Consider the following 21611-nt stretch of genomic DNA (forward strand, 5'->3'; position numbering starts at 1 on the left):
GCGGCATTCTTCGCGGCTGAGACTGGTTGGCCTGCGGGCCATCGGCCGCCCCGAGGAAAGGAAGCGTCCCTCATGATGGCTTGGTTTCGGCGATCCCTGGCGACCCGGCTGTACGGACTGATGGTGCTGCTGGCCGTCACCGCCCTGGGCAGTGCCCTGGCCGGGGGATGGGCCCTGGGCCAGATCCAGCGCCGGGCGACGGAGGCCGGCCGCGCCGCCCTGGCAGCGCAGGTGGCGGAGCGGGTGAATGGCCACATCTTCGCCGTGGTGATGGAAAGCCGCGGCATCTACCACGCCCGGGATGCCCAGGATGCGCGCCGCTTCGCTGCGCCGCTGGAGCAGGGGCTGCGGCGGCTGGACGCCGATCTGCAGCGCTGGCAGGAGCTGGTGCCGCCGGCGGACCGCGCCGTCATGGCCGAGGTCGTCGCGGCTGCCGCCAACTTCAGCCGGTTCCGCCGCGAAACGGTGCGCCTGGGCCTCGAGCAGGGACCGGCCGCCGCCGACCAGCAGGGCAACAACGAGGCGAACCGCACCGTCCGCCAGGCGCTGAACGCCGCCCTGGACCGCAGCGCCACCGCCGCGCGGGACCGCTCCACCCAGCTTCTGCAGGAGCTGGAGGCGGAGGGGACGCGCCTGTCGCTGCTGCTGCTGCTGGGTGCAGGCAGCATGGTCGGGCTGGCGGCCGCCGGCGTGGTGCTGACCGTGCGGCGTTCCGTGCTGCGGCCGCTGCAGCAGATGACCGGCGGGCTGACGCGGATGGCCGCGGGCGACCTGGCCGTCGCCATTCCGGGCGGGGAGCGGGCGGACGAGGTCGGCCGGCTGGCCCGTGCCGGGGAAACGCTGCGCCTCAGCCTGCGCCAGGCCGAGGCGCTGGAAGCCGAGCAGGCCGCGCAACGCGTCCAGCAGCAGCAGCGCAGCCAGCGGATGGAAGGGCTGACGCAGCGCTTCGAAACCTCGGCCGGGGAGCTGGTCGGCCTGTTGTCCGCCGCGGCCACGGAGCTGCATGCCACGGCGCAATCCATGTCGGGCAGCGCCGGGCTGGCCAGCCGCCAGTCGCAGACTGTGGCCAACGCGGCCGAAGCCGCCTCGGGCAACGTGCAGACGGTGGCGGCCGCGGCCGAGGAATTGTCGGTCTCGATCGCCGAGATCAGCCGGCAGGTGGCGCAGTCCTCGCAGGTCGCCAGCCGCGCCGCGGTGGATGCCCGGCGCACCGACCAGACGGTGCGGGCCCTGGCCGCCGCCGCGGGCCGCATCGGCGACGTAGTGCAGATGATCTCCGACATCGCCGGGCAGACCAACCTGCTGGCGCTGAACGCCACCATCGAGGCGGCACGGGCGGGCGAGGCCGGCAAGGGCTTCGCGGTGGTGGCGTCCGAGGTGAAGGCGCTGGCCAACCAGACCGCCCGTGCGACGGAGGAGATCGGCAGCCAGATCGGCCAGATCCAGCAGGTGACGCGGGAAGCGGTGGCGGCGATCACCAGCATCGCGGCCACCATCGACGAGGTCAACCAGATCGCCGGAGCCATCGCGGCGGCGGTGGAGGAGCAGGGCGCGGCAACGCAGGAGATCGCCCGCAACGTGCAGCAGGCGGCCGGCGGCACCCAGGCGGTGACGCGCAACATCGGTGCCGTCAGCCAGGCGGCCGATGACACCGGCCAGGCGGCCGGCGACGTGTTGCAGGCGGCCGGGGAATTGTCCCGCCAGTCGGAACGGCTGCGCGGCGAGGTCGCCGGCTTCCTGTCCGAGGTCAAGGCCGCCTGACGCCGGATCGGCACGCAACGCCGCTTCCCGCCGGGCGTTGCGTGAACAGGGAGGGGCCGGCGCCGAACGATGCGCCGGTCCGTGCAGCGCATGAGCGGCGGGAGAAGAAGCAATGGCGCAGCCGGACAAGCCAGCGGCGACGGGCATCAGGATCGAGCCCAGCCCCGATCGGGTGGTGGTCTCCGCCGCCGGCCGAACCGTGGCCGATAGCTGCGCCGCGCTGATCCTGCGCGAGCCGGGCCGGCCAGCGGTCTTCTACCTCCCACGGGAGGATGCTGAGATGGCGCTGCTGCGCCGCACCGCGGAGCGCTCGCATTGCCCCTATAAGGGCGAGGCCAGCTATTTCAGCATCCCGCATGCGGGCCGCTCCGCCGAAAACGCGGTGTGGAGCTATGAGGCACCGCTGGAGGCGGTGGCGGCCATCCGCGGCCATCTCGCCTTCTATCCCGAGCGTGTCGATTCCATCGCCGTCCAGCCGCGACGCGACGCAGCCGCGCATTCCTGATCCTTGCCATGTGCCGATCCGGCGCCACCTGCCGGCAGCGGGACAGTTTTGCCCGCGGTCGCCGCCGAGCCCTCACGGGGAGAACGCCAGATGGATGTCATGCCCGCCGCGCCACCGGCTCGCCTCGCCCTGCTCTACGGCACGGTGCGCGAGCACAGCCGCCGGCTCGCCGCACCACTGTCGGATGCCGATGCCACCGTGCAATCCATGCCCGATGCCAGCCCGGCGAAGTGGCACCTGGCGCATACGACGTGGTTCTTCGAAACCATGGTGCTGCGTCCGAACTGGCCCGGCTATGCCGTGTTCGACGAAAGCTTCAACTTCCTGTTCAACTCCTATTACGAGACGCTCGGCGCGCGCCAGCCCCGCCCGCGCCGTGGCATGATGACGCGGCCGTCGCTGGAGCAGGTGATGGCGTATCGCGCCCATGTTGACCGTGGCATGGCCGAGATGCTGCGCGGCGAGTTGCCGCAGCCTGTGCGGGAGCTGGTGGAGCTGGGCTGCCATCACGAGCAGCAGCACCAGGAATTGCTGCTGACCGATATCCTGCACCTGTTCGCGCAGAGCCCGCTGCATCCCGCCTATGCCGCGCCCGCGCCCGCGCCCGCGCCCGCTCTGGCGGAAGCCGCCGCCGCCCCGCGCGAGGTGCAGTTCCGCGCCTTTGACGGCGGCATCGTCGAGATCGGCCATGCCGGGGACGGCTTCGGCTTCGATTGCGAGGGCCCCCGCCACCGCGCCCTGACCGAGCCCTTCCGCCTGGCGGACCGGCTGGTCACCAACGGCGAATGGATGCAGTTCGTGGCCGATGGCGGCTATCGCGATCCGCTGCTGTGGCTGTCGGCGGGCTGGGCCGCGGTGCAGGCGCAGGGCTGGGATTCGCCGCTCTACTGGCAGCAGCGGGATGGCGTCTGGCACGGCATGACGCTGCACGGCCTGGTGCCGCTGCGGCCCGAGGCGCCGGTCACCCATGTCAGCTATTTCGAGGCCGATGCCTTCGCGAGCTGGGCCGGCAAGCGCCTGCCGAGCGAGGCGGAATGGGAACATGCCGCCTCGGGTCTGGCACCGGAAGCATCGCCGGCGCTGCAGCCGCGCCCGGCACCTGATGCGCCGGGCCTCAGGCAGATGTTCGGCGAAGTCTGGCAATGGACCCGCAGCCCGTTCACCCCCTATCCGCGCTTCCGCCCGGCCGCGGGCGCGGTGGGCGAATACAATGGCAAGTTCATGTGCGGCCAGTTCGTGTTGCGCGGCAGTTCCTGCGCCACGCCCGAAGGCCATACGCGGCCGAGCTACCGCAACTTCTTTCCACCCGATGCGCGCTGGCAGTTCAGCGGTCTGCGCCTGGCCGAGGATGCTTGAGATGCTGGATGCCGCCGAACTCAGCTGGCAGCGCGATGCCTTCCGCGACGACGTGATCGCCGGCCTGTCCCGCACGCCGAAGACGCTGCCCAGCCGCTGGCTGTATGATGACCGCGGCTGCAGGCTGTTCGAGGAGATCACGCAGCTCGACGAATATTATCCGACCCGCACCGAAACGGCGATCCTGCGCGACCATGCGGCGGCGATGGCGCGGTTCTGCGGCGCGGCGCCGGTGCTGGTGGAGTATGGCGCCGGCGCCGCGGTGAAGACCACGATCCTGCTGGAGGCGCTACGGCCGCGCCTCTACGTGCCGGTGGACATCGCCGGCGACTTCCTGGCGCAGAGCGCGGCCCGTATCGCGCGGCGTTTTCCCGGCCTGCCGATCCGCCCGGTGATCGCCGATTTCACGGCGGATTTCGATCTGCCGGCCGATCTTCCCGCCAGCGCGCCGCGCTGCGGCTTCTTTCCCGGCTCCACGATCGGCAATCTCGACGCTGCGGAAACCTCGGCTTTTCTCCATCGCATGCGGGCGCAGCTCGGGCCGGGCGGCACGGCGTTGATCGGCGTCGATCTGCGCAAGGATCTCGGCACGCTGCTGGCCGCCTATGACGACTGCAAAGGGGTTACGGCGGCCTTCGACCTGAACGTGCTGACCCGCATCAACCGCGAGCTCGACGCCGATTTTCCACCGGGCGGCTTTCGCCACGAGGCGCGCTGGAACGCCGCGGAATCGGCGGTCGAGATGCATCTGGTGAGCCGGGAAGATTGCGTGGTGACGCTGCAGGGCCGCCGCTTCGCCTTCCGCGCCGGCGAGAGCATCCACACCGAGAGCTCGCGCAAATACGATCTCGACGGTCTGGCAGACGTGGCCGGGCCCTGCGGCTGGGTGGTGGAGCAGGGCTGGACCGACAGCAACCGCCTGTTCGCGGTGGCGGGGCTGCGCGCCCGCTGACCCGGCGCGGGGCGACGCGTCAGGCGGCTGCGAGCCTTTCCGCCAGCGCGTCGGCCAGCTGGCCCAGCGCCCGGCTCATCGCCGCCACCAGGGCGGCGGTGCCGGTGCCCTCCACCGGCGCCTGGATGCGCACCATGCGCGCCGTGCGGCGGCCCCGCGGCACCGCCTGCACCGCCAGCTGCGCCAGCAGCAGCACCGGCCCGCCTTCCTCCTGCTCGAAGCGCTGGATCTCGACCTCCGCCACGGCGTCGCTGTCAATGGACAAGGCGCCGCCGGTGCTGAACACCGTGCTGCCGGGCAGGCGCTGGGTCAGATCCTGCCCCAGCACGCGGCCGATCATCTCGGCCAGCGGCTCGCCCCACCGGTCGCCGGACAGCAGGTCGAGCCGGTTGGGGCCCGCGGCCCGCAGGATTTCGGCACGGTCGAGATAGCGGGGCAGGCCGACCGAGCGCAGCTCGACCACGCGGCGGCGGCTGCGCCGCGTGGCGCCGGGCACCGCGGAAAGGCGGAAATATTCCGGCTCGGGCGAGGCGCAGGCGGGCAGCAGGACCGGCAGAGCAAGAAGGGCGCGGCGGCGTAGCATGGGGGACGTCACTCCGTGCGGCCCCGCAGCAAGGCCTCGGGGTGGCGTTCCAGGTAATCGGCGAGCAGACGCACGGAACGCGCGGCGTCGGTTGCCTGTTGCAGCAGTCGTGCCAATTCCCGGTTGAAGGCCGAGTTGGTGCCATAGCCGCGCTCCACCGAGGTCACCGCGGCATTGGCCCGGGCCAGGGTCTGGTCCAGGTTGTCCGCCATGGATGGCAGGCGGCGCAGCAGCGGCGCCAGACCGTTATCGGTGCGGCGCACCAGCCTCTGCGCGTCGCCCAGGATGGCGGTCAGGCTGGACAGCGAGGCTTTCAGCTCCGGCCCACCCACCAGGCCGTTCACCGCGGCCAATACCCCGGACAGGTTCTGGCCGATCTGGTCGAGCGGGAAGTTCTCCAGCTTGCCGGCGATGGCGCCCACCGCGCCCATCAGGTCGTCGCCGCCGCCGCCGAGGCTCGGGATCACCAGCAGATCGCCTTCCTGCCGCACCGTGGCGGGTGGGGCGTCGGGCACGAAATCCAGCGTCACCACCTTCTGCCCGGTCAGCAAGTTGCCACTGGCGAGCTGGGCGCGCATGCCTTCCGCCACGAAGCGCTCCATGGCCTGCCGCACCTCCCATTGCGGGCGGCCGTTAGGAAAGGCGATGCGGTCGGGCTCCACCGCGATGCGCACCGGCACGCTGAAGCGGTTCTCCGTCTGGTCGTAGGACAGGTCGATGTTGGTGACGCTGCCGATGCGGATGCCGCGCATCTCCACCGGGGAGCGCGGCGTCAGCCCGCGCACCGAGCCTTCGAGGTAGACCAGGAACTCCAGCCGGTTCTCCGAGGTGGCGGCGAGCGCGGCCTCGGCGCTGCCATACAGCGTGAACTGCGCGTTGTCCGGCGCCGGCGGCGCGTCCCGGTCGCGCGGCGGCGTGTCGAAGGCGATGCCGCCGGTCAGCACGGCGCGCAGGCTTTCCAGCTCCACGCTCAGCCCGTCCGGGCCGAAGCCGAGCCGGACGCCGGAACTGTTCCAGAACCGCGAGCCTTCCCGCACATAGGCTTCGTAGGGGGAGCGGATAAAGGCGCGCACCGCCACGGTGCCGTCGAGACCGGGCTGGTCGAAGCTCAGCACCTCGCCCACCTGCACGTCGCGGAAGAACACCGGGGAACCGCGGTTCAGCGAGCCGAGGCGATAGGTCTTCAGCGTGAAGATGCGTCCCGGCTCGTCCGAGCGGATGCCGGGCGGGTCCTCCAGGCCACGGTATTCGCGGCGCGCCTCGCCATCCTCCGGCCCGGGGTCGAACTCGATATAGGCGCCGGACACGATGGTTTCCAGGCCGGACACGTTGCCGGCGGTGAGCCGCGGCCGCACCACCCAGAAGCGCGCCGCCTCGGTGAGCCGCGCCTCGACATCGGGCGTCATGCGGATGCGGGCGGTGACGGATGACAGGTCATCCGCCAGCGCGATGGCTTCCACCGTGCCGATGGCGACGGATTTGTAGCGCACCTGGGTCTGCCCGGCGGCCAGCCCGTCGGCGCTGTTGAAGTGCACCGTGATCAGCGGGCCGCGGCTGCTGATGGTGGTATAGGCCAGGTAGCCCGTGACCATCAGCGCCGCCAGCGGGATCAGCCAGATCAGCGAGAAGCGGCGCCGCTGCGGCCGCGCTTCGGCAAGCTCCGGCGCCAGGCGCTCAGGCGGGAGGCGGGGCGGCGTGTCACTCATGGGCGGTCGGATTCTTTCCGGTCATTGGCGCCGGCCGCATCCCACATCAGGCGGGGATCAAAGGTTTCGGCGGCCACCATGGTCAGGATCACCACGGCGCCGAAGCAGGCGGCGCCGAGCTCGGCATGGATCGAGGCGACGGCGCCGAAGCGCACCAGGGCGATCAGCACGGAGACAACAAAGACGTCGATCATCGACCAGCGCCCCAGCGCCTCCACCACGCGGTAGAGCTGCGTCTTGCGGTACAGGTGCAGGCGGGAGCGGCGCTGCACCGACAGCAACATCACCGACAAGCCGACGAGTTTCAGCATCGGCACCGCGACCGAGGCCAGGAAGACGATCACCGCCAGTGGCCAGAAACCGCTGTGGATGAACTCCACCACGCCGCCCATGATGGTGTGCGGGCCGCCCTGGCCGAGGGTGACGATGGTCATCACCGGATAATAATTGGCCGGCACGTAAAGGACCGCCGCAGCGGTCACCAGGGCCCAGCTGCGTGACACGCTGTTGCGCTTGCGATGGTGCAGGGCAGTGCCGCAGCGCGGGCAGGCGGTGCCTTCCGCGGCCCGCGTCACCTTGCGGCAGCAATGGCAGGACAGCATCCGCCCGCCCCGCGCCGGGTAAGGGGGCGTCCGGGCCGCGATCCCGCGCGCTTCCAGCGCGTCCCAGGCGGCCTGCGGCTCGAAGGCGGCGTCAGCGGCGACCAGGGCCAGCACCACGGCGCCGAGGCCGTACACCGCCGGGCCCAGCTCCACCTCCGCCAGATCGACCAGCCGCGTGTAGGAAACCAGCGCGCCGAACAGAAACACTTCCAGCATCCCCCAGGCGCCCAGATGCTCGTGCCAGCGCAACGGCAGGCCGAGCCAGGGCGGCGGCCGGCGCAGCCGCAGCCCGCCCAGCACGGTGAGGCGCAACAGCAGCCGGGCGAGCGGCACCAGCACCAGCGTCACCACCACGATCACCGCCAGCAGCCACAACCCGTCCTCGACAAAGGCGGCGGCGCCCGATTCGACGCGGCTGCCGCGCACCTGCCCCAGCAGGCGCAACGTCAGAAACGGCATGGTGAGCGTGATCACGCACAGCATCAGGCTGGCGATGGCCAGGGCGAAGGGCGCGTCGAGCGGGCTGGCATGGTGCTGGCGCAGCGCGGCGTTGCAGCGCGGGCAGCGGGAATCAATCCCCACAGCCTCGCGCGGCATGCTCAACAGCAGGCCGCAATCATCGCATTCGCGCGGAATGGCCCCCCCCGCCCGGCCGGCGTCATGAACCGTGCCGGCGTTGTCGCAGCGGAGCGTCGGGCGGGCGGAGGCGGACATCACGCGGAATGTGTCAGGGGATCGCCCGAAGGCAAGCCCCCGCCGGCGCTGCGCCGCACCACCCGTTCCGGGCGTTTCAGGCCCATGGTGTCGCGCAGGGTGCCGCCGGGATACTCGGTGCGGAAGATGCCGCGCCGCTGCAATTCCGGCACCACCAGCTCCACAAAGGTTTCCAGGCTGCGCGGCTGCACCGGCATGTCCAGGTTGAAGCCGTCGCAGGCGCCGGAGCGGTACCAATCCTCCATCTGGTCGGCGATCTGCACCGGATCGCCCTTGAACGCCATGTGGCCAAGAGTCGGCACCACGCGCTGGTAGGTCTGGCGGATGGACAGGTTCTCGCGCTTCGCCATCGCCACGGTGGCGTCGCGATAGGACACGGCGCCGTCCACCTCGCCGGAAATCTCCGGCAGCGGGCCGTCCAGCGGCAGGCCGCGCAGGTCGAACTGGCAGATCCGGGACAAGTACTCGACGCCGAGTTCCGGCGTGATCAGCTCCTGCAATTCCCCATACAGATCATCCGCCTCGGCCTCGGAACGACCGACATACATGGTGCAGGCCGGCAGGATGCGCAGCTGGTCCGGGGTGCGGCCGTATTTCGCCATGCGGCTCTTCACGTCGGCGCAGAAGGCGATGCTTTCCGCCTTCTCGGTCACCACCGAGAACAGCCCCTCGGCGAATTCGGCCGCCAGCTCGCGGCCCGGCTCGGACTGGCCGGCGGTGAAGATCAGCGGGTAGCCCTGAACCGGCCGCGCCACGTTGAGCGGCCCCTGCACCGAGAAGTGCTTGCCCACATGGTCCAGCCGCTGGACCTTGGCGGGATCGAGGAAGCGGCCGCTCGCCTTGTCCTCGGGAAAGGCATCCTCCGCCCAGCTATCCCACAATCCCTTGCAGACCTGGATGAATTCGCGAGCGCGCTCGTAGCGCTCCTCGCGCGGCACATGCGTGACGCGGCCGAAATTCACCGAGTCGCCGGCATAGGAGCCGGTGACCACGTTCCAGCAGGCCCGGCCGCCGCTCAGGTGGTCGAGCGAGGCGAAGCGCCGGGCCAGCAGGTAGGGCTCGTCATAGGTGGTGGTGGCGGTGGCGAACAACCCGACATGCCGTGTGTGCTGCGACAGGGCGGCCAGCAGCGTCAGCGGCTCGAAGGTCGCCGGGCGGTCGGACCGGGCCGGAGCGCTGAACAGCACCGGGTTGTCCATCTGCCGCACCGCGTTGCCGTCGGCCAGGAACAGCAGGTCGAACTTGCCGCGTTCAGCCAGCTGCGCGATCCGCAGGGCGTGGCCGAAATTCATCACCGTGCCGGACCAGGCATCCGGGTGCCGCCAGCCGGCCAGGTGGCTGCCCAGGCCGATCAGGCTGGTCATCAGGTTCATCATCGGCCGTTCGACCGCTTGCTGCAAAGCATCGCGTTTCCTTTCTGCCGCCCCGTGGCGGACCGATCGGCCGCTGCCAGCATTTCCCCGCCCCGGAGGGTAGCCCGGCCCGCGAGGTCGGGTGTAGCCCCCTTGCTCACGCCGGCGCACCGCCGTCGCGGCGGGAGCCGGCCAGGAAGATCTCCACCGAGCGGCGGATGCGGGCCCGCAGCGCCGCTTCCGGCAGGTGGGGCAGCAATCCCATCAGCCGTTCATGGTGGAAGGCGCCGAACGCCATGCCCATCAGCATCCGGGCCGACTCGTCGAGCGGCGCGAACCGGTGCCGCCCTTCCGCATCCAGCCGGGCCAGATAGCTGTCCAGGGCCAGGATGCCGCCGCCGAAATGCTGTTCCGCTGCCTCCAGCAGGGATGGGCTGAGGCTGTACTCGCCCAGCACCATGCGCAGGGTGCTGACCGCTTCCTCGCCGAGAAGCAGCAATCCCATGCGCCACAGGAAATCCTCCAGCGCCGCCTGCGGCGACAGGTCCTGCCGTACCTCGATCTGCTGCGCCCGCGCCTTGACGCGGTCCAGCAGGCGGAAAAACAGTGCCTCCTTGGACAGGAAGAGCTTGTAGATCGTCTTCTTGGAACAACCTGCGGCACGGGCCACGGCGTCCATGGTGGTGGCGTGGAAGCCGTGCTCGCGGAACTCGGCCTCGGCAGCGGCGCAGATCCGCTCCAGCGCCGCGGGCTCGCAAGCCCTGTCGGCCTCGGCCAGATCCTCAGTCACCTTTTGTACCATTTGTTGGCCCCTGGACCGGCGAAGTGTCGCTTGACAATAGATCGGATACTAACGAGTTTCCAGCCGCCTCGCCCCTTTGTGCCGCAGGAGCCCCATCGCATGGCCGAACCGTCGATCCCCGCCCGGCCCGCCAGCGACAGGCCGCGCCGTCAGGGCGTCGGCGCCGCGGCTTTCTTTCCGATGATGCTGGCCTCGCTGGCTCTGCTGGTGTCCTGCGACGAGCCGGCGACGGAGCAGCAAGCCGGCGGAGGCGGGCAGGGCGCGCCCCCGGCGGTGACCGTGCTGTCGGTTCAGCCGCGCCCGGTCAGCGTCTACACCACCCTGCCGGGCCGGGTCGTCGCCTACCAGACCGCCGAGGTGCGGCCGCAGGTCGGTGGCGTGCTGCGCGAGCGGCTGTTCCGCGAGGGCGGGACGGTGCAGGCCGGGCAGAAGCTGTTCCAGATCGACCCCGCCCCGTATCGGGCGAACCTGGCCAGCGCCCAGGCCAACCTGTCGCGGGCCGAGGCGACGCTTGGCGCCGCCCGTGTCACCGCCACGCGTTACCGCCCGCTGGTGGCGCAGAATGCCGTCAGCCGGCTGGATTACGAAACCGCCGTGGCCACGCAGAAGCAGGCGGAGGCCGATGTCGCCTCAGCCCGCGCGGCGGTGGAGACGGCCCGGATCAATCTCGGCTACACCACCATCAACTCGCCCATCACCGGGCGCACCAGCCGCGCCAGGCTGACGGTGGGCGCGCTGGTCACCGCCGACCAGACCGATTCCCTGCTGACGGTGACTCAGCTCGATCCGATCTACGTCGATGTGACGCAGCCGGCGGGAACGCTGCTGCGGCTGCGGCGCGAGATGGCGGCGGGCCGCCTGCGCCAGGCCGATGAAGGCACGGCCGAGGTGCGGCTGATGCTGGAGGACGGCACCGAATACGACCACCCCGGCAAGCTGCAGGTGTCGGAGGTCACGGTGGACCAGAGCACCGGCTCGGTGATCCTGCGCGCCGAATTCCCCAATCCGGACGGAATGCTGATGCCGGGCCTGTTTGTCCGGCAGAAGGTGGAGGAAGGCATCACGCCGGAGGCCCTGCTGGTGCCGCAGCGCGCCGTGACCCGCAACCCGCGTGGCGAGGCGGTGGTCAAGGTGGTGCAGCCGGACGGCACGGTGGCGGAGCGCACCATCGACGCGACGCGCGCCATCGGCACCGACTGGCTGGCCCGGGGCGGGCTGCAGGCCGGCGACAAGGTGATCGTGGAAGGCGGGCAGCGCGTGCAGGCCGGCGCCAAGCCGCAGGTCACCGAAACCACGGCCGAGGCGCTGCGCGGGCCGCAGCCCGACGGCCAGCCGCAAACCCGGGGCTGAGCGCGCCATGGCACGTTTCTTCATCGACCGCCCGGTCTTTGCCTGGGTGCTGGCGCTGGCCGTGATGCTGGTGGGCCTGATCTGCCTGCGCAGCCTACCGATCTCGCAATACCCGACCATCGCCCCGCCCTCGATCCGCATCTCCCTGACCTATCCGGGCGCGTCCGCCGAGACGGTGCAGAACACTGTGGTGCAGGTGATCGAGCAGCAGATGACCGGCCTCGACGGCCTGCGCTACTTCACCTCCACCTCCAACCGCGACGGCAGCGCCAATGTGGAGCTGACCTTTGCCCAGGGCACCAACGCCGACACGGCGCAGGTGCAGGTGCAGAACAAGCTGTCCCTGGCCGAGACCCGCCTGCCGGAGACGGTGCGGCAGCAGGGCATCCGCGTCGCCAAATCCTCCTCGGCCTACCTGATGATCATCGGCTTCATCTCCAAGGATGGATCGATGAACAGCGCCGACTTGGCCGACTTCATCGCCACCAACGTGCAGGATCCGCTGACGCGGACACTGGGCGTCGGCGACTACAACCTGTTCGGCTCACAATACGCGATGCGCATCTGGCTCGACCCGAACCGGCTGAACGCGTTCAACATGATGCCGTCCGACGTCACGGCGGCGATCTCGGCGCAGAACGTGCAGGTGGCGTCGGGCGAGATCGGCGCGCGGCCGGCGGTGCCGGGGCAGATGCTGAACGCCACGCTGATCGGCCCGTCCTACCTCAACACGCCGGAGCAGTTCGGCAACATCCTGCTGCGGGTGAACGCCGACGGGTCGCAGGTGCGGCTGCGCGACGTGGCCAGGGTGGAGCTGGGCGCGCAGAGCTTCTCGGTCAGCAGCCAGTACAATGGCCGGCCTTCGGCCGCGATCGGCGTGCAGCTCGCCGCCGGCGCCAATGCCGTGTCCACGGCCGAGGCGGTGCGGCAGACCCTGGCCGATATCGGCGGTTCCTTTCCGGCCAACATCGAGATGGTGGTGCCCTACGACACCACGCCCTTCGTGGAGATCTCGATCCACGAGGTGGTCAAGGCGCTGATCGAGGCCATGGTGCTGGTCTTCGTGGTGATGTTCGTGTTTCTGCAGAACTGGCGCGCGACGCTGATCCCGACGCTGGCCATCCCGGTGGTGCTGCTCGGCACCTTCGCGGTGCTGGCCCTGGCCGGATATTCAATCAACACCCTGACCATGTTCGCCATGGTGCTGGCCATCGGCCTGCTGGTCGACGACGCCATCGTGGTGGTGGAGAATGTCGAGCGCGTGATGGAGCAGGAGCACCTGTCGCCGCTCCAGGCCACGCGCAAATCGATGGACCAGATCTCCGGCGCGCTGGTCGGCATCGGCCTGGTGCTGTCGGCGGTGTTCTTTCCGATGTTCTTCTTCGCCGGCTCGGCAGGCGTCATCTACCGGCAATTCTCGCTCACCATCATCACGGCCATGACGCTCTCGGTGGGGGTGGCGATCATTTTCACACCGGCCTTGTGCGCCACGCTGCTGCGGCGGCCGAAGCACCACGGCGCGCAGAAGCCCGGCGTCTTCGGCTGGTTCAACCGCGGCTTCGACCGCACCACGCGCGGCTATGTCGGCGGCGTGCGGCGCGTGGTGGCGCGGCCCTGGCGCATGCTGCTGGTCTACCTCGCCGTGGCCGCCGCGTTCGGCGTGATGTATGTGCGGCTGCCCTCCTCCTTCTTGCCGAACGAGGACCAGGGCGTGCTGATGGTGCAGGTCTCGGCCCCGCCGGGCGCCACCACGGTGCGCACCCAGCAGGCGCTGGACGCCATCACCCGCTACGCGCTGGAGCAGGAGAAGGAGAATGTCGAGGGCCTCATGGCCATCAACGGCTTCTCCTTCTCGGGCCGCGGCCAGAATGCCGGCATGGCCTTTCTGCGGCTGAGGAACTGGGAGGAACGCGAGAACCCGGACCAGGCGGTGGGTGCCGTGGCCGGCCGCATCATGCGGCACTTCGCCACCTACAAGGACGCGCAGGTCTTCGCCTTCGCGCCACCGGCGGTGCCGGAACTCGGCAACGCCACCGGGTTCGAGATGCAGCTGGTGGACCGCGGCGCCAATGGCCAGGCGGCGCTGAAGCAGGCGCGCGACCAGATCCTGGCCGCCGCCTCCAAGAGCCCGCTGGTGGTCGGCCTCCGCCCCGGCAGCCAGCCGGACGAGGCGCAGTACAAGCTCAGCATCGACTGGGAAAAGGCCAGCGCGCTCGGCCTCGCGGTGGGCGACATCAACAACACCCTGTCCGCCGCCTTCGGCTCCTCCTATGCCGGAGACTTCCTGGACCGCGGCCGCGTCAAGCGCGTCTACCTCCAGGGGGCCGCCGAGTTCCGCATGCTGCCCGAGGATATCGGCCAGTGGTACGTGCGCAACGCCTCGGGGACGATGGTGCCGTTCAGCGCCTTTGCTTCGGCAAGCTGGGAAACCGGCTCCCCCGGCCTCACCCGCTTCAACGGCATCAACGCGGTGGAGCTGACCGGCGACGCGGCCCCCGGCCAGAGCACCGGCGCCGCCATGGACGAGATGGAGCGCCTGGCCGCCGAGCTGCCCGCCGGCTTCGGCGTGGAATGGAGCGGCCTGTCCTATGAGGAGCGCGCTTCCGGCTCCCAGGCGGCACCGCTTTATGCCATCTCGCTGATCGTGGTGTTTCTCTGCCTCGCCGCCCTGTACGAGAGCTGGGCGATCCCGATCTCGGTGATGCTGGTGGTGCCGCTCGGCGTGTTCGGCGCGGTGGCGGCGACGCTGCTGCGCGGGCTGGAGAACGACGTCTACTTCCAGGTCGGCCTGCTCACCACCGTCGGCCTGTCGGCCAAGAACGCCATCCTGATCGTGGAGTTCGCCAAGGAACACTTCGAGGCCGGCGAGAGCCTGGTGGACTCCGCCCTGCACGCTGCGAAGGAGCGGCTGCGGCCGATCCTGATGACCTCCCTGGCCTTCACCCTCGGCGTGGTGCCGCTGGCCATCGCCACCGGTGCCGGCGCCGGTGGCCGCGTGGCCATCGGCACCGGCATCATCGGCGGCGTGGTGGCCGGCACGGTGCTGGCAGTGTTCTTTGTGCCGCTGTTCTTCGTGGTGGTGCTGAAGCTGTTCCGCACCCGGCGCGCTTCCGAGCGGCAGGCGGCCGAGGAGCAACGCCAGGAGGCCCCGGCCCCGGCGGGCGCGGGGGATTGAGAGCCATGATCCCGACCATTCCCCGCTTCCTCCCCCGGCTCGCTCCGCTGGCCTTCGGCGCCGCACTGCTCGGCGGCTGCTCGCTGATCCCGGATTACGAGCGCCCGGCCGCGCCGATCCCGGCCGCCTGGCCGCAGGGCGAGGCATACCGCGCCGTGTCCGCCACGGCGCCCGGCCAGCCCACCGCGGACGCCATCGCCTGGGATGCCTTTTTCCTCGATCCCGGCCTGCGGCAATTGATCGGCATCGCGCTGAACAACAACCGCGACCTGCGCGTGGCGACGCTGAACGTGGCCGCGGCGGAAGCGCAGTTCCGCGTCCAGCACGGCACCCTTTATCCGGACATTGGTGCCAGCGGCTCGGCCAACTACCAGCAGATCCCGGCCGACCTGACCAATGCCGGCGGCAACCGCACCCAGCCCATCACCTCCCGCACCTGGAGCGCCGGGGTGGGGTTGACCGCCTATGAGGTGGACCTGTTCGGCCGCCTGCGCTCGCTCAGCCGCAGCGCCTTCGAAAGCTATCTGGCGCTGGAGGAAACCCGGCGCGCGGCGCAGATCAGCCTGGTGGCCTCGGTGGCGCAGGGCTACCTGGCGGTGCTTGCCGACCGCGAATTGCTGCAACTGACGCGCCGTACGCTGGAAAGCCAGGAAACCTCGCTGCGGCTGACCCGCGCGGCAGCCACCGGCGGCACTGAAACGGCGCTGACGCTGCAGCAGGCGCAAACGGCGGTGGAAACGGCGCGCGCCAACCTGTCCCTCTACACCCGCCAACTGGCGCAGGACGAGAACGCGCTGGCCGAGCTGATCGGCCAGCCCCTGCCGCCTGCCTTGCCGGTGGCCGAGAGGGGCCTCGACTCGCCGCTGCTGCTGGCCGAGGTGCCGGCCGGCCTGTCCTCCGAGGTACTGCTGCGCCGGCCGGACGTGCTGGCGGCCGAGCGGTCGCTGCTGGCCGCCAATGCCAGCATCGGCGCGGCGCGGGCCGCGTTCTTTCCCTCTGTCACCATCACCGGCCAGTACGGCACCAGCGGCGCGGCGCTGTCGCGCCTGTTTCAGCCGCAATCCGGTGCCTGGAGCTTTCTGCCGCAGATCGACATCCCGATCTTCACCGGCGGCATCAACCGCGCCAACCTCGACTATGCCAGGCTGCAGAAGCAGGTGGAGGTCGCGAATTACGAGAAGGCGATCCAGACCGCCTTTCGCGAGACGGCCGATGCACTGGCCGCCCGCGGCACCTATGACAGCCAGCTGCGCGCGCAGCAGGGCCTGACCCGCGCCTTCGCCGAGAGCTACCGCCTGTCGGAGCTGCGCTTCCGCAGCGGCGTGGACAATTTCCTGACCACGCTGGTGTCGCAGCGCGACCTGTATGGCGCACAGCAGAACCTGATCACGCTGCGCCAGGCGCGGCTGGCGAATCTGGTGACGCTGTACAAGGTGCTGGGCGGCGGCTGGCAGCAGGGAGGAACGCGAAGGGCGGTGCGCTGAGGTGCACCCTCTTAACCAGAACGTGCTAAAGGCCGCTTGGCAAAGCAGGTCTGAGGCGATACTCCGGGGCAGCGATCATCGCGGCGCAACACGGCTTCGAAGAAGCGTGGGAATGCGATAGGAAGACCCGGCTTCCGCTGCGGGCGTGGCGGAATGGTAGACGCATGGGTCTTAAAAACCCTGGTCATTCAATGACATGCGGGTTCGACTCCCGCCGCCCGCACCAAGTTTCCGAACAGCAACCGAAGGGGGCGCAGCAGGCGCCCCACCCGGTCGGTCCGGTTCAGTCGGCGGCGTGCAGCGCGCGCAGGCTCACCGGCAGGTCACGCTCGATCATCGAGCGGGCAAACAGTCCACCCCCAACAAGGGCGGCAACAACAGTGACGAACAGAAAAGCGGACATGGGTAAACCCCTTGATCCTTTCGAGCGCCGCGATGCTGCGGCAGCCACCGGAATATAGGGAGCATCCATGAACGAAGCGTTGCTGAATTTGCACATGCAGCACGGCACAACGCATGGCTGATGTCTTATACATGAATTATGCCGAAATGGCGCAACGCGGCGGCGGCGAACGGGCCGCTCTGCGCCACCAGTTGAGAGTTATTATCATTATCAATAACTTATCCTAAACCTCCAGTCAGGACACGGCGTTTACCGGGCCGAATGCCACCCCTTGCAGGAGGCACGTCATGTCCGACGTCGCGCCCATCTCCATCGCTTTCGCGGCGATGCCCATCACCTTGACCATCAATGGCCATGAGCGGCGGCTTTCCGTCGAACCCTGGGTCACGCTGCTGGACCTGCTGCGCGAGCGGGAGGACCTGACCGGTAGCAAGAAGGGCTGCGATCACGGGCAATGTGGCGCCTGCACCGTTCTCGTGGATGGCCGGCGCATGAATTCCTGCCTGAAGCTTGCCGTGTCGCTGGATGGCGCCAGCATCACCACCATCGAGGGCTTGGCGGAAGGCGACCGTCTGGACCCGCTGCAGCAGGCCTTCATGGACCATGACGCCTTTCAATGCGGCTATTGCACCCCGGGGCAGATCTGCTCGGCCAAGGGGCTGCTGAACGAGGGCCGGGCCCGCACGCGCGACGAGGTGCGGGAGATGATGAGCGGCAATCTGTGCCGCTGCGGCGCCTACACCAACATCGTCGACGCGGTGATGCAGGTGCTGGAATCGCGTGGCCAGATCAAGGAGGCCGCCGAATGAACCGCTTCAGCTTCACCCGCGCCAACAGCGTGCCCGAGGCGGTGCGGGCCGGCGGCGGCGCCGACACGCGCTTCCTGGCCGGCGGCACCAACCTCATCGATCTGATGAAGGAGAATGTGGAGCGCCCCTCCGCGCTGGTGGACATCAACCGCGTCGGCCTCGCCGGCATCGAGGAGCGGCCCGGCGGCGGGCTGCGCCTCGGCGCTCTGGTCAGCAACGCCGACACGGCCTATGACCGACGCGTGGCGGAGCGTTATCCGCTGCTGGCCTGCGCCATCCTGGCCGGCGCCAGCCCGCAGCTGCGCAACGCCGCGACCAATGGCGGCAACCTCAACCAGCGCACCCGCTGTTATTATTTCTACGACACCGCCACGCCCTGCAACAAACGCAACCCGGGCACCGGCTGCGGCGCGATCGGCGGGGTGAACCGCATCCATGCCATCCTGGGCGCCAGCCCGTCCTGCATCGCGACGAATCCTTCCGACATGTGTGTGGCGCTGGCGGCGTTGAACGCCACGGTGCGCGTGACCGGGCCGGACGGCGAGCGCGAGATCGCCTTCGCCGATTACCACCGCCTGCCGGGCGACGCTCCGCAGCACGACAACACGCTGCGCACGGGCGAGCTGGTCACCGCCATCGACCTGCCGGACGAGGATTTCTCGGCCCACCACACCTATCTGAAGCTGCGCGACCGGCTGTCCTACGCCTTCGCCCTGGTATCGGTGGCGGTGGCGCTGCGCATGGAGGGCGACCGCATCGCCGAGGCGCGCATCGCGCTCGGCGGCGTGGCGCACAAGCCGTGGCGCGTGCCGGCGGCCGAGCAGGCGCTAGCGGGCCAGCCCGCCTCGGCGGAAAATTTCGATCGTGCCGCCGAGCTGCTGCTGCGGGGCGCGCAGGGCCAGGGCCACAACGACTTCAAGATCGGGCTGGCGCGGCGTGCCATCCGGCGGGCGCTGCGGCAGGCCGCCGCCGGCACGCCGCAGTCGCAGACCGATAAGCGCATCGCCTGAGGGGGGGCCGCATCATGAATGTCCTGCAGAATGTCGGGATCGGCAGCGCCATCAACCGCGTCGACGGCTTGCAGAAGGTGACCGGCCGGGCCCGCTACGCCGCCGAGCATCCGGTGCCCGGCCTGCTCCACGGCGTCATCGTCTCCGGTGCCATCCCGAAGGGCCGCATCGTCACGCTGGAGGATTCCGAGGCGCGCGCCGTGCCCGGCGTGGTCGAGGTGCTGTCGCACAAGAACCGCCCGCATGTCGCCTGGTTCGACCGCAGCCACAAGGACATGGTCGCGCCGCCGGGATCGCCCTTCAAGGCGCTCTATGACGATAAGATCCTGTTCAGCGGCCAGCCCATCGCGCTGGTGATCGCGGAAAGCTTTGAGGTGGCGCGCTATGCCGCCTCGCTGGTGCGCGCTTCCTATGAGGTGGAGCCGCACAACACCGATTTCCACAAGGCCCAGGCCGAGCGTTTCATGCCGTCCAAGAAGCGCGACACCTACCACCCGCCGAAGAATCGCGGCGATGCCGACGCCGCCTTCGCCGCCGCGCCGGTGAAGGTGTCGGCCGAGTACCACCTGGCCACCGAGCATCACAATCCGATGGAGATGCACGCCTCCACCGTGGTGTGGGAAGGCGATGGCAGCCTAACGGTGTTCGACAAGACGCAGGGTCCGCAGAACGTGCGCGACTACCTCGCGGGCGTGTTCGGCATGTCGGCCAGCACCATCCGGGTGATGAACCCCTTTGTCGGTGGCGCCTTCGGCTCGGGCCTCCGGCCGCAATACCAGGTGTATCTCGCGGTCATGGCCGCGCGCATGCTGCAGCGCTCCGTGCGCGTGGTGATGACGCGGCAGCAGATGTTCACCCATGGCCACCGGCCCGAAGCGCTGCAGAGCGTGCAGCTGGGCGCCGAGCGGGATGGCACCATGACGGCCATCCGCAACTCCGCCACCACCTCCACCTCGCGCTACGAGAACAACATGGAGGATGTGGTGATCTGGGGCATGATGAACTACGCCTGCGAGAATGCCGCGGGCGAGTACGCCATCGCCCCGGTGGACACGGCGACCTCGACCGACATGCGCGCGCCGGGCGCCGCCACCGGCATGACCTTCTTCGAGATGGCGGTGGACGAGCTGGCTTACGCGGCCGGCATCGATCCGCTGGAGTTCCGGCTGAAGAACTATTCCGAGACCGACCAGATGAACGGCACGCCGTTCACCAGCAAGGCGCTGCGCGAAGCCTATGCGGAAGGTGCCGAGGCCTTCGGCTGGAGCCGCCGCAGCCAGGCGCCGCGCTCCATGAAGGAAGGCCGCGAGCTGGTCGGATGGGGCGTCGCCACCGGCATGTGGGACGCGATGTTCTCCAAGACATCGGCCAGCGCCAGGCTCTCGGCGAATGGGCATCTGGAGGTGGCCAGCGCCGCCTCCGATATCGGCACCGGCACCTACACGGTGATGACCCAGGCTGCGGCCGACACGCTGGGCCTGCCGGTGGAGCAGATCGCCGTTCGGCTCGGCGATTCCAGCCTGCCGAAGGCCCCGGTGGAAGGCGGCTCCTGGATGGCCGCCTCGGTCGGCGCGGCGGTGCAGCTGGCCTGCCGCTCGGTGGCGGAGAAGCTGCTGTCGGCGGCGGCGAAGATGCAGAACAGCCCGCTGGCCGGCGCCTCCATGGAGGCGGTGCGGTTCAGCGGCGGCCGCATCGCGCTGCGCGACGATCCGGCGCGCGGCGTCGCCATCACCGAGGTGATGCGGGCCTCCGGTACCGACGTGATCGCCGTGGAGGAAACCGCCAGCGCCGGCATCAGCGGCATGATCAGCCAGATGCGCAAATCGCGGAACACGCACAGCGCCATCTTCGTCGAGGTGCGGGTCGACGAGGAACTCGGCGTGGTGCGCGTCACCCGCGTGGTCAACGCCGTCGCCGCCGGGCGCATCATCAATCCGAAAACGGCGCGCAGCCAGATCCTGGGCGGCGTGGTGATGGGCATCAGCATGGCGCTGCACGAGGAGTCGATGACCGACCACCGCTATGGCCGGTTCATGAACCACAACTACGCCGAATACCACGTGCCGGTGAACGCCGATATCCACGACATCCAGGTGATCTTCGTGGACGAGCCGGACCCGGAGGTGACGCCGCTGGGCGTCAAGGGCCTGGGCGAGATCGGCATCGTCGGCACCGCGGCGGCGGTGGCGAATGCCATCTTCCACGCCACCGGCAAGCGCGTGCGCGCGCTGCCGATCACCATCGACAAGCTGGTGGACGACACGGTCGCGCCTTGAGCGACGCGGCGCGGGCCCCGCAACATCGCGGGCCCGCGCGTGTTGACCCTGTTGAACGCCACAACAGGGAGGCTCGCCGCCATGTCTGCCAGCCATTGCAACGGGCCGGACCAGCCCGAGACGCAGCCTGACACCAGGCCGCCGCCAGAGTTGCCGGGCCTGCCGCCGATGAACCCGCCGCCGGGCCCCACCCCGGCGCAGCCCGACGCCCCGCCGCCGGAGACCCCGGCTCCCGGGCGCGGGCCGGAGGTGGAGCCGGCCACCACGCCGCCATCGGAGGTGCCGCCGATGTCGCCGCCCGGTCCCTCCATGCCGCCGCCCGTCGCGGGCCCGGCTGATCTCCACTGAACAGGATCCTCCTCATGAAGCTTCGCCCCATCCTGGCCGCCGGCCTAGCCCTGTCCCTCGGCCTCGCCGCCCTGCCGGCCACTGCCCAGGCCCCGGCCGCGCAGCCGACCCAGATCGAGGCCGGCCAGACCCGCGCCAAGATGCTGCTCGACCGCGACGTCTACAGCTCGGACGATGTGGAGATCGGCGAGGTCGAGGACCTGATCCTCAACGCCCAGCAGCAGGTGGTCCTGGCGGTGATCGAGATCGAGTCCCGGCTCGGCTTCACCGAGAAATACGTCGCGGTGCCGCTGGCCCAGCTGACGCCCAGCGCCAGCAACAATGATCGTGTCACCCTGGCCATGACGCGCGACCAGGTACGCGACCTGCCCGGCTTCCGGTATCAGGACTGAAGCCGGCGCGGGCGGCGGCCGGGAGCCGCCG

17 protein-coding genes and 1 tRNA gene are annotated in these 21611 nt (G+C 69.8%); 13 read left to right on the plus strand and 5 right to left on the minus strand.

All coding sequences use genetic code 11. The features are described from left to right. Positions 1 to 72 precede the first annotated feature (72 nt). The 4 genes from D2K64_RS12610 to egtD all read left to right on the plus strand — a co-directional run bounded on the left by D2K64_RS12610 (position 73) and on the right by egtD (position 4574). Positions 73 to 1761, plus strand: coding sequence for a methyl-accepting chemotaxis protein (locus D2K64_RS12610; protein WP_162306188.1), 1689 nt, complete (start codon positions 73 to 75; stop codon positions 1759 to 1761). A gap of 112 nt (positions 1762 to 1873) precedes the next feature. Continuing rightward, positions 1874 to 2266 (plus strand): DUF427 domain-containing protein, encoded by a 393-nt coding sequence (locus D2K64_RS12615; RefSeq protein WP_120008724.1) that lies wholly within the window; start codon positions 1874 to 1876, stop codon positions 2264 to 2266. Positions 2267 to 2356: 90 nt separating this feature from the next. Continuing rightward, the gene (gene egtB / locus D2K64_RS12620; protein WP_120008725.1) at positions 2357 to 3622 is read left to right on the plus strand and encodes an ergothioneine biosynthesis protein EgtB; all 1266 of its coding nucleotides are present in this window, start codon (positions 2357 to 2359) and stop codon (positions 3620 to 3622) included. A gap of 1 nt (position 3623) precedes the next feature. Next, positions 3624 to 4574, plus strand: a complete 951-nt coding sequence (gene egtD, locus D2K64_RS12625; protein WP_202910649.1) for an L-histidine N(alpha)-methyltransferase — start codon at positions 3624 to 3626, stop codon at positions 4572 to 4574. A 19-nt stretch (positions 4575 to 4593) separates the two neighbouring features. Here the strand turns inward: egtD and D2K64_RS12630 are convergent, their stop codons facing one another. The 5 genes from D2K64_RS12630 to D2K64_RS12650 all read right to left on the minus strand — a co-directional run bounded on the left by D2K64_RS12630 (position 4594) and on the right by D2K64_RS12650 (position 10321). After that, positions 4594 to 5157 carry a PqiC family protein gene (locus tag D2K64_RS12630; protein WP_120008727.1) on the minus strand — a complete coding sequence of 188 codons (564 nt, stop codon included), beginning with the start codon at positions 5155 to 5157 and terminating at the stop codon, positions 4594 to 4596. A gap of 8 nt (positions 5158 to 5165) precedes the next feature. After that, complete coding sequence (locus D2K64_RS12635) at positions 5166 to 6863, minus strand: PqiB family protein (protein ID WP_120008728.1); 1698 nt, start codon at positions 6861 to 6863, stop codon at positions 5166 to 5168. Next, the gene (locus D2K64_RS12640; RefSeq protein WP_120008729.1) at positions 6860 to 8179 is read right to left on the minus strand and encodes a paraquat-inducible protein A; all 1320 of its coding nucleotides are present in this window, start codon (positions 8177 to 8179) and stop codon (positions 6860 to 6862) included. The genes D2K64_RS12635 and D2K64_RS12640 overlap by 4 nt, the downstream gene beginning before the upstream one ends. Then, on the minus strand, positions 8179 to 9579 hold the full coding sequence (locus D2K64_RS12645; RefSeq protein WP_202910650.1) for an LLM class flavin-dependent oxidoreductase: 1401 nt from the start codon (positions 9577 to 9579) through the stop codon (positions 8179 to 8181). Before D2K64_RS12645 ends, D2K64_RS12640 begins: the two co-directional genes overlap by 1 nt. Positions 9580 to 9688: 109 nt before the next feature. Continuing rightward, positions 9689 to 10321, minus strand: a complete 633-nt coding sequence (locus D2K64_RS12650; protein WP_162306189.1) for a TetR/AcrR family transcriptional regulator — start codon at positions 10319 to 10321, stop codon at positions 9689 to 9691. Between the two features lie 111 nt (positions 10322 to 10432). Here D2K64_RS12650 and D2K64_RS12655 point away from each other — a divergent pair, with 111 nt between their 5' ends. The 9 genes from D2K64_RS12655 to D2K64_RS12695 all read left to right on the plus strand — a co-directional run bounded on the left by D2K64_RS12655 (position 10433) and on the right by D2K64_RS12695 (position 21580). Then, positions 10433 to 11683 (plus strand): efflux RND transporter periplasmic adaptor subunit, encoded by a 1251-nt coding sequence (locus tag D2K64_RS12655; protein WP_274379303.1) that lies wholly within the window; start codon positions 10433 to 10435, stop codon positions 11681 to 11683. 7 nt (positions 11684 to 11690) lie between these two features. Beyond that, positions 11691 to 14858: an efflux RND transporter permease subunit gene (locus tag D2K64_RS12660; protein ID WP_120008731.1), complete on the plus strand. Its 3168-nt coding sequence runs from the start codon at positions 11691 to 11693 to the stop codon at positions 14856 to 14858. 5 nt (positions 14859 to 14863) lie between these two features. Beyond that, positions 14864 to 16342, plus strand: a complete 1479-nt coding sequence (locus tag D2K64_RS12665; protein ID WP_120008732.1) for an efflux transporter outer membrane subunit — start codon at positions 14864 to 14866, stop codon at positions 16340 to 16342. Between the two features lie 139 nt (positions 16343 to 16481). Then, positions 16482 to 16568 (plus strand) — tRNA-Leu (locus D2K64_RS12670). A 464-nt stretch (positions 16569 to 17032) separates the two neighbouring features. Further along, the gene (locus D2K64_RS12675) at positions 17033 to 17554 is read left to right on the plus strand and encodes a (2Fe-2S)-binding protein (RefSeq protein ID WP_120008733.1); all 522 of its coding nucleotides are present in this window, start codon (positions 17033 to 17035) and stop codon (positions 17552 to 17554) included. Next, positions 17551 to 18564: an FAD binding domain-containing protein gene (locus tag D2K64_RS12680; RefSeq protein WP_120008734.1), complete on the plus strand. Its 1014-nt coding sequence runs from the start codon at positions 17551 to 17553 to the stop codon at positions 18562 to 18564. Before D2K64_RS12675 ends, D2K64_RS12680 begins: the two co-directional genes overlap by 4 nt. Positions 18565 to 18578: 14 nt before the next feature. Next, on the plus strand, positions 18579 to 20840 hold the full coding sequence (locus D2K64_RS12685) for a xanthine dehydrogenase family protein molybdopterin-binding subunit (RefSeq protein WP_120008735.1): 2262 nt from the start codon (positions 18579 to 18581) through the stop codon (positions 20838 to 20840). An 81-nt stretch (positions 20841 to 20921) separates the two neighbouring features. After that, positions 20922 to 21188, plus strand: coding sequence for a hypothetical protein (locus D2K64_RS12690; RefSeq protein WP_120008736.1), 267 nt, complete (start codon positions 20922 to 20924; stop codon positions 21186 to 21188). Between the two features lie 14 nt (positions 21189 to 21202). Further along, a complete protein-coding gene (locus tag D2K64_RS12695) occupies positions 21203 to 21580 on the plus strand; it encodes a PRC-barrel domain-containing protein (protein WP_120008737.1) in 378 nt (125 codons plus the stop codon). The last annotated feature ends 31 nt before the right edge of the window (positions 21581 to 21611 follow it).

The sequence above is a fragment of the Teichococcus vastitatis genome (assembly GCF_003604215.1).
In the GTDB taxonomy this organism is placed as follows: Bacteria; Pseudomonadota; Alphaproteobacteria; order Acetobacterales; family Acetobacteraceae; genus Pseudoroseomonas; species Pseudoroseomonas vastitatis.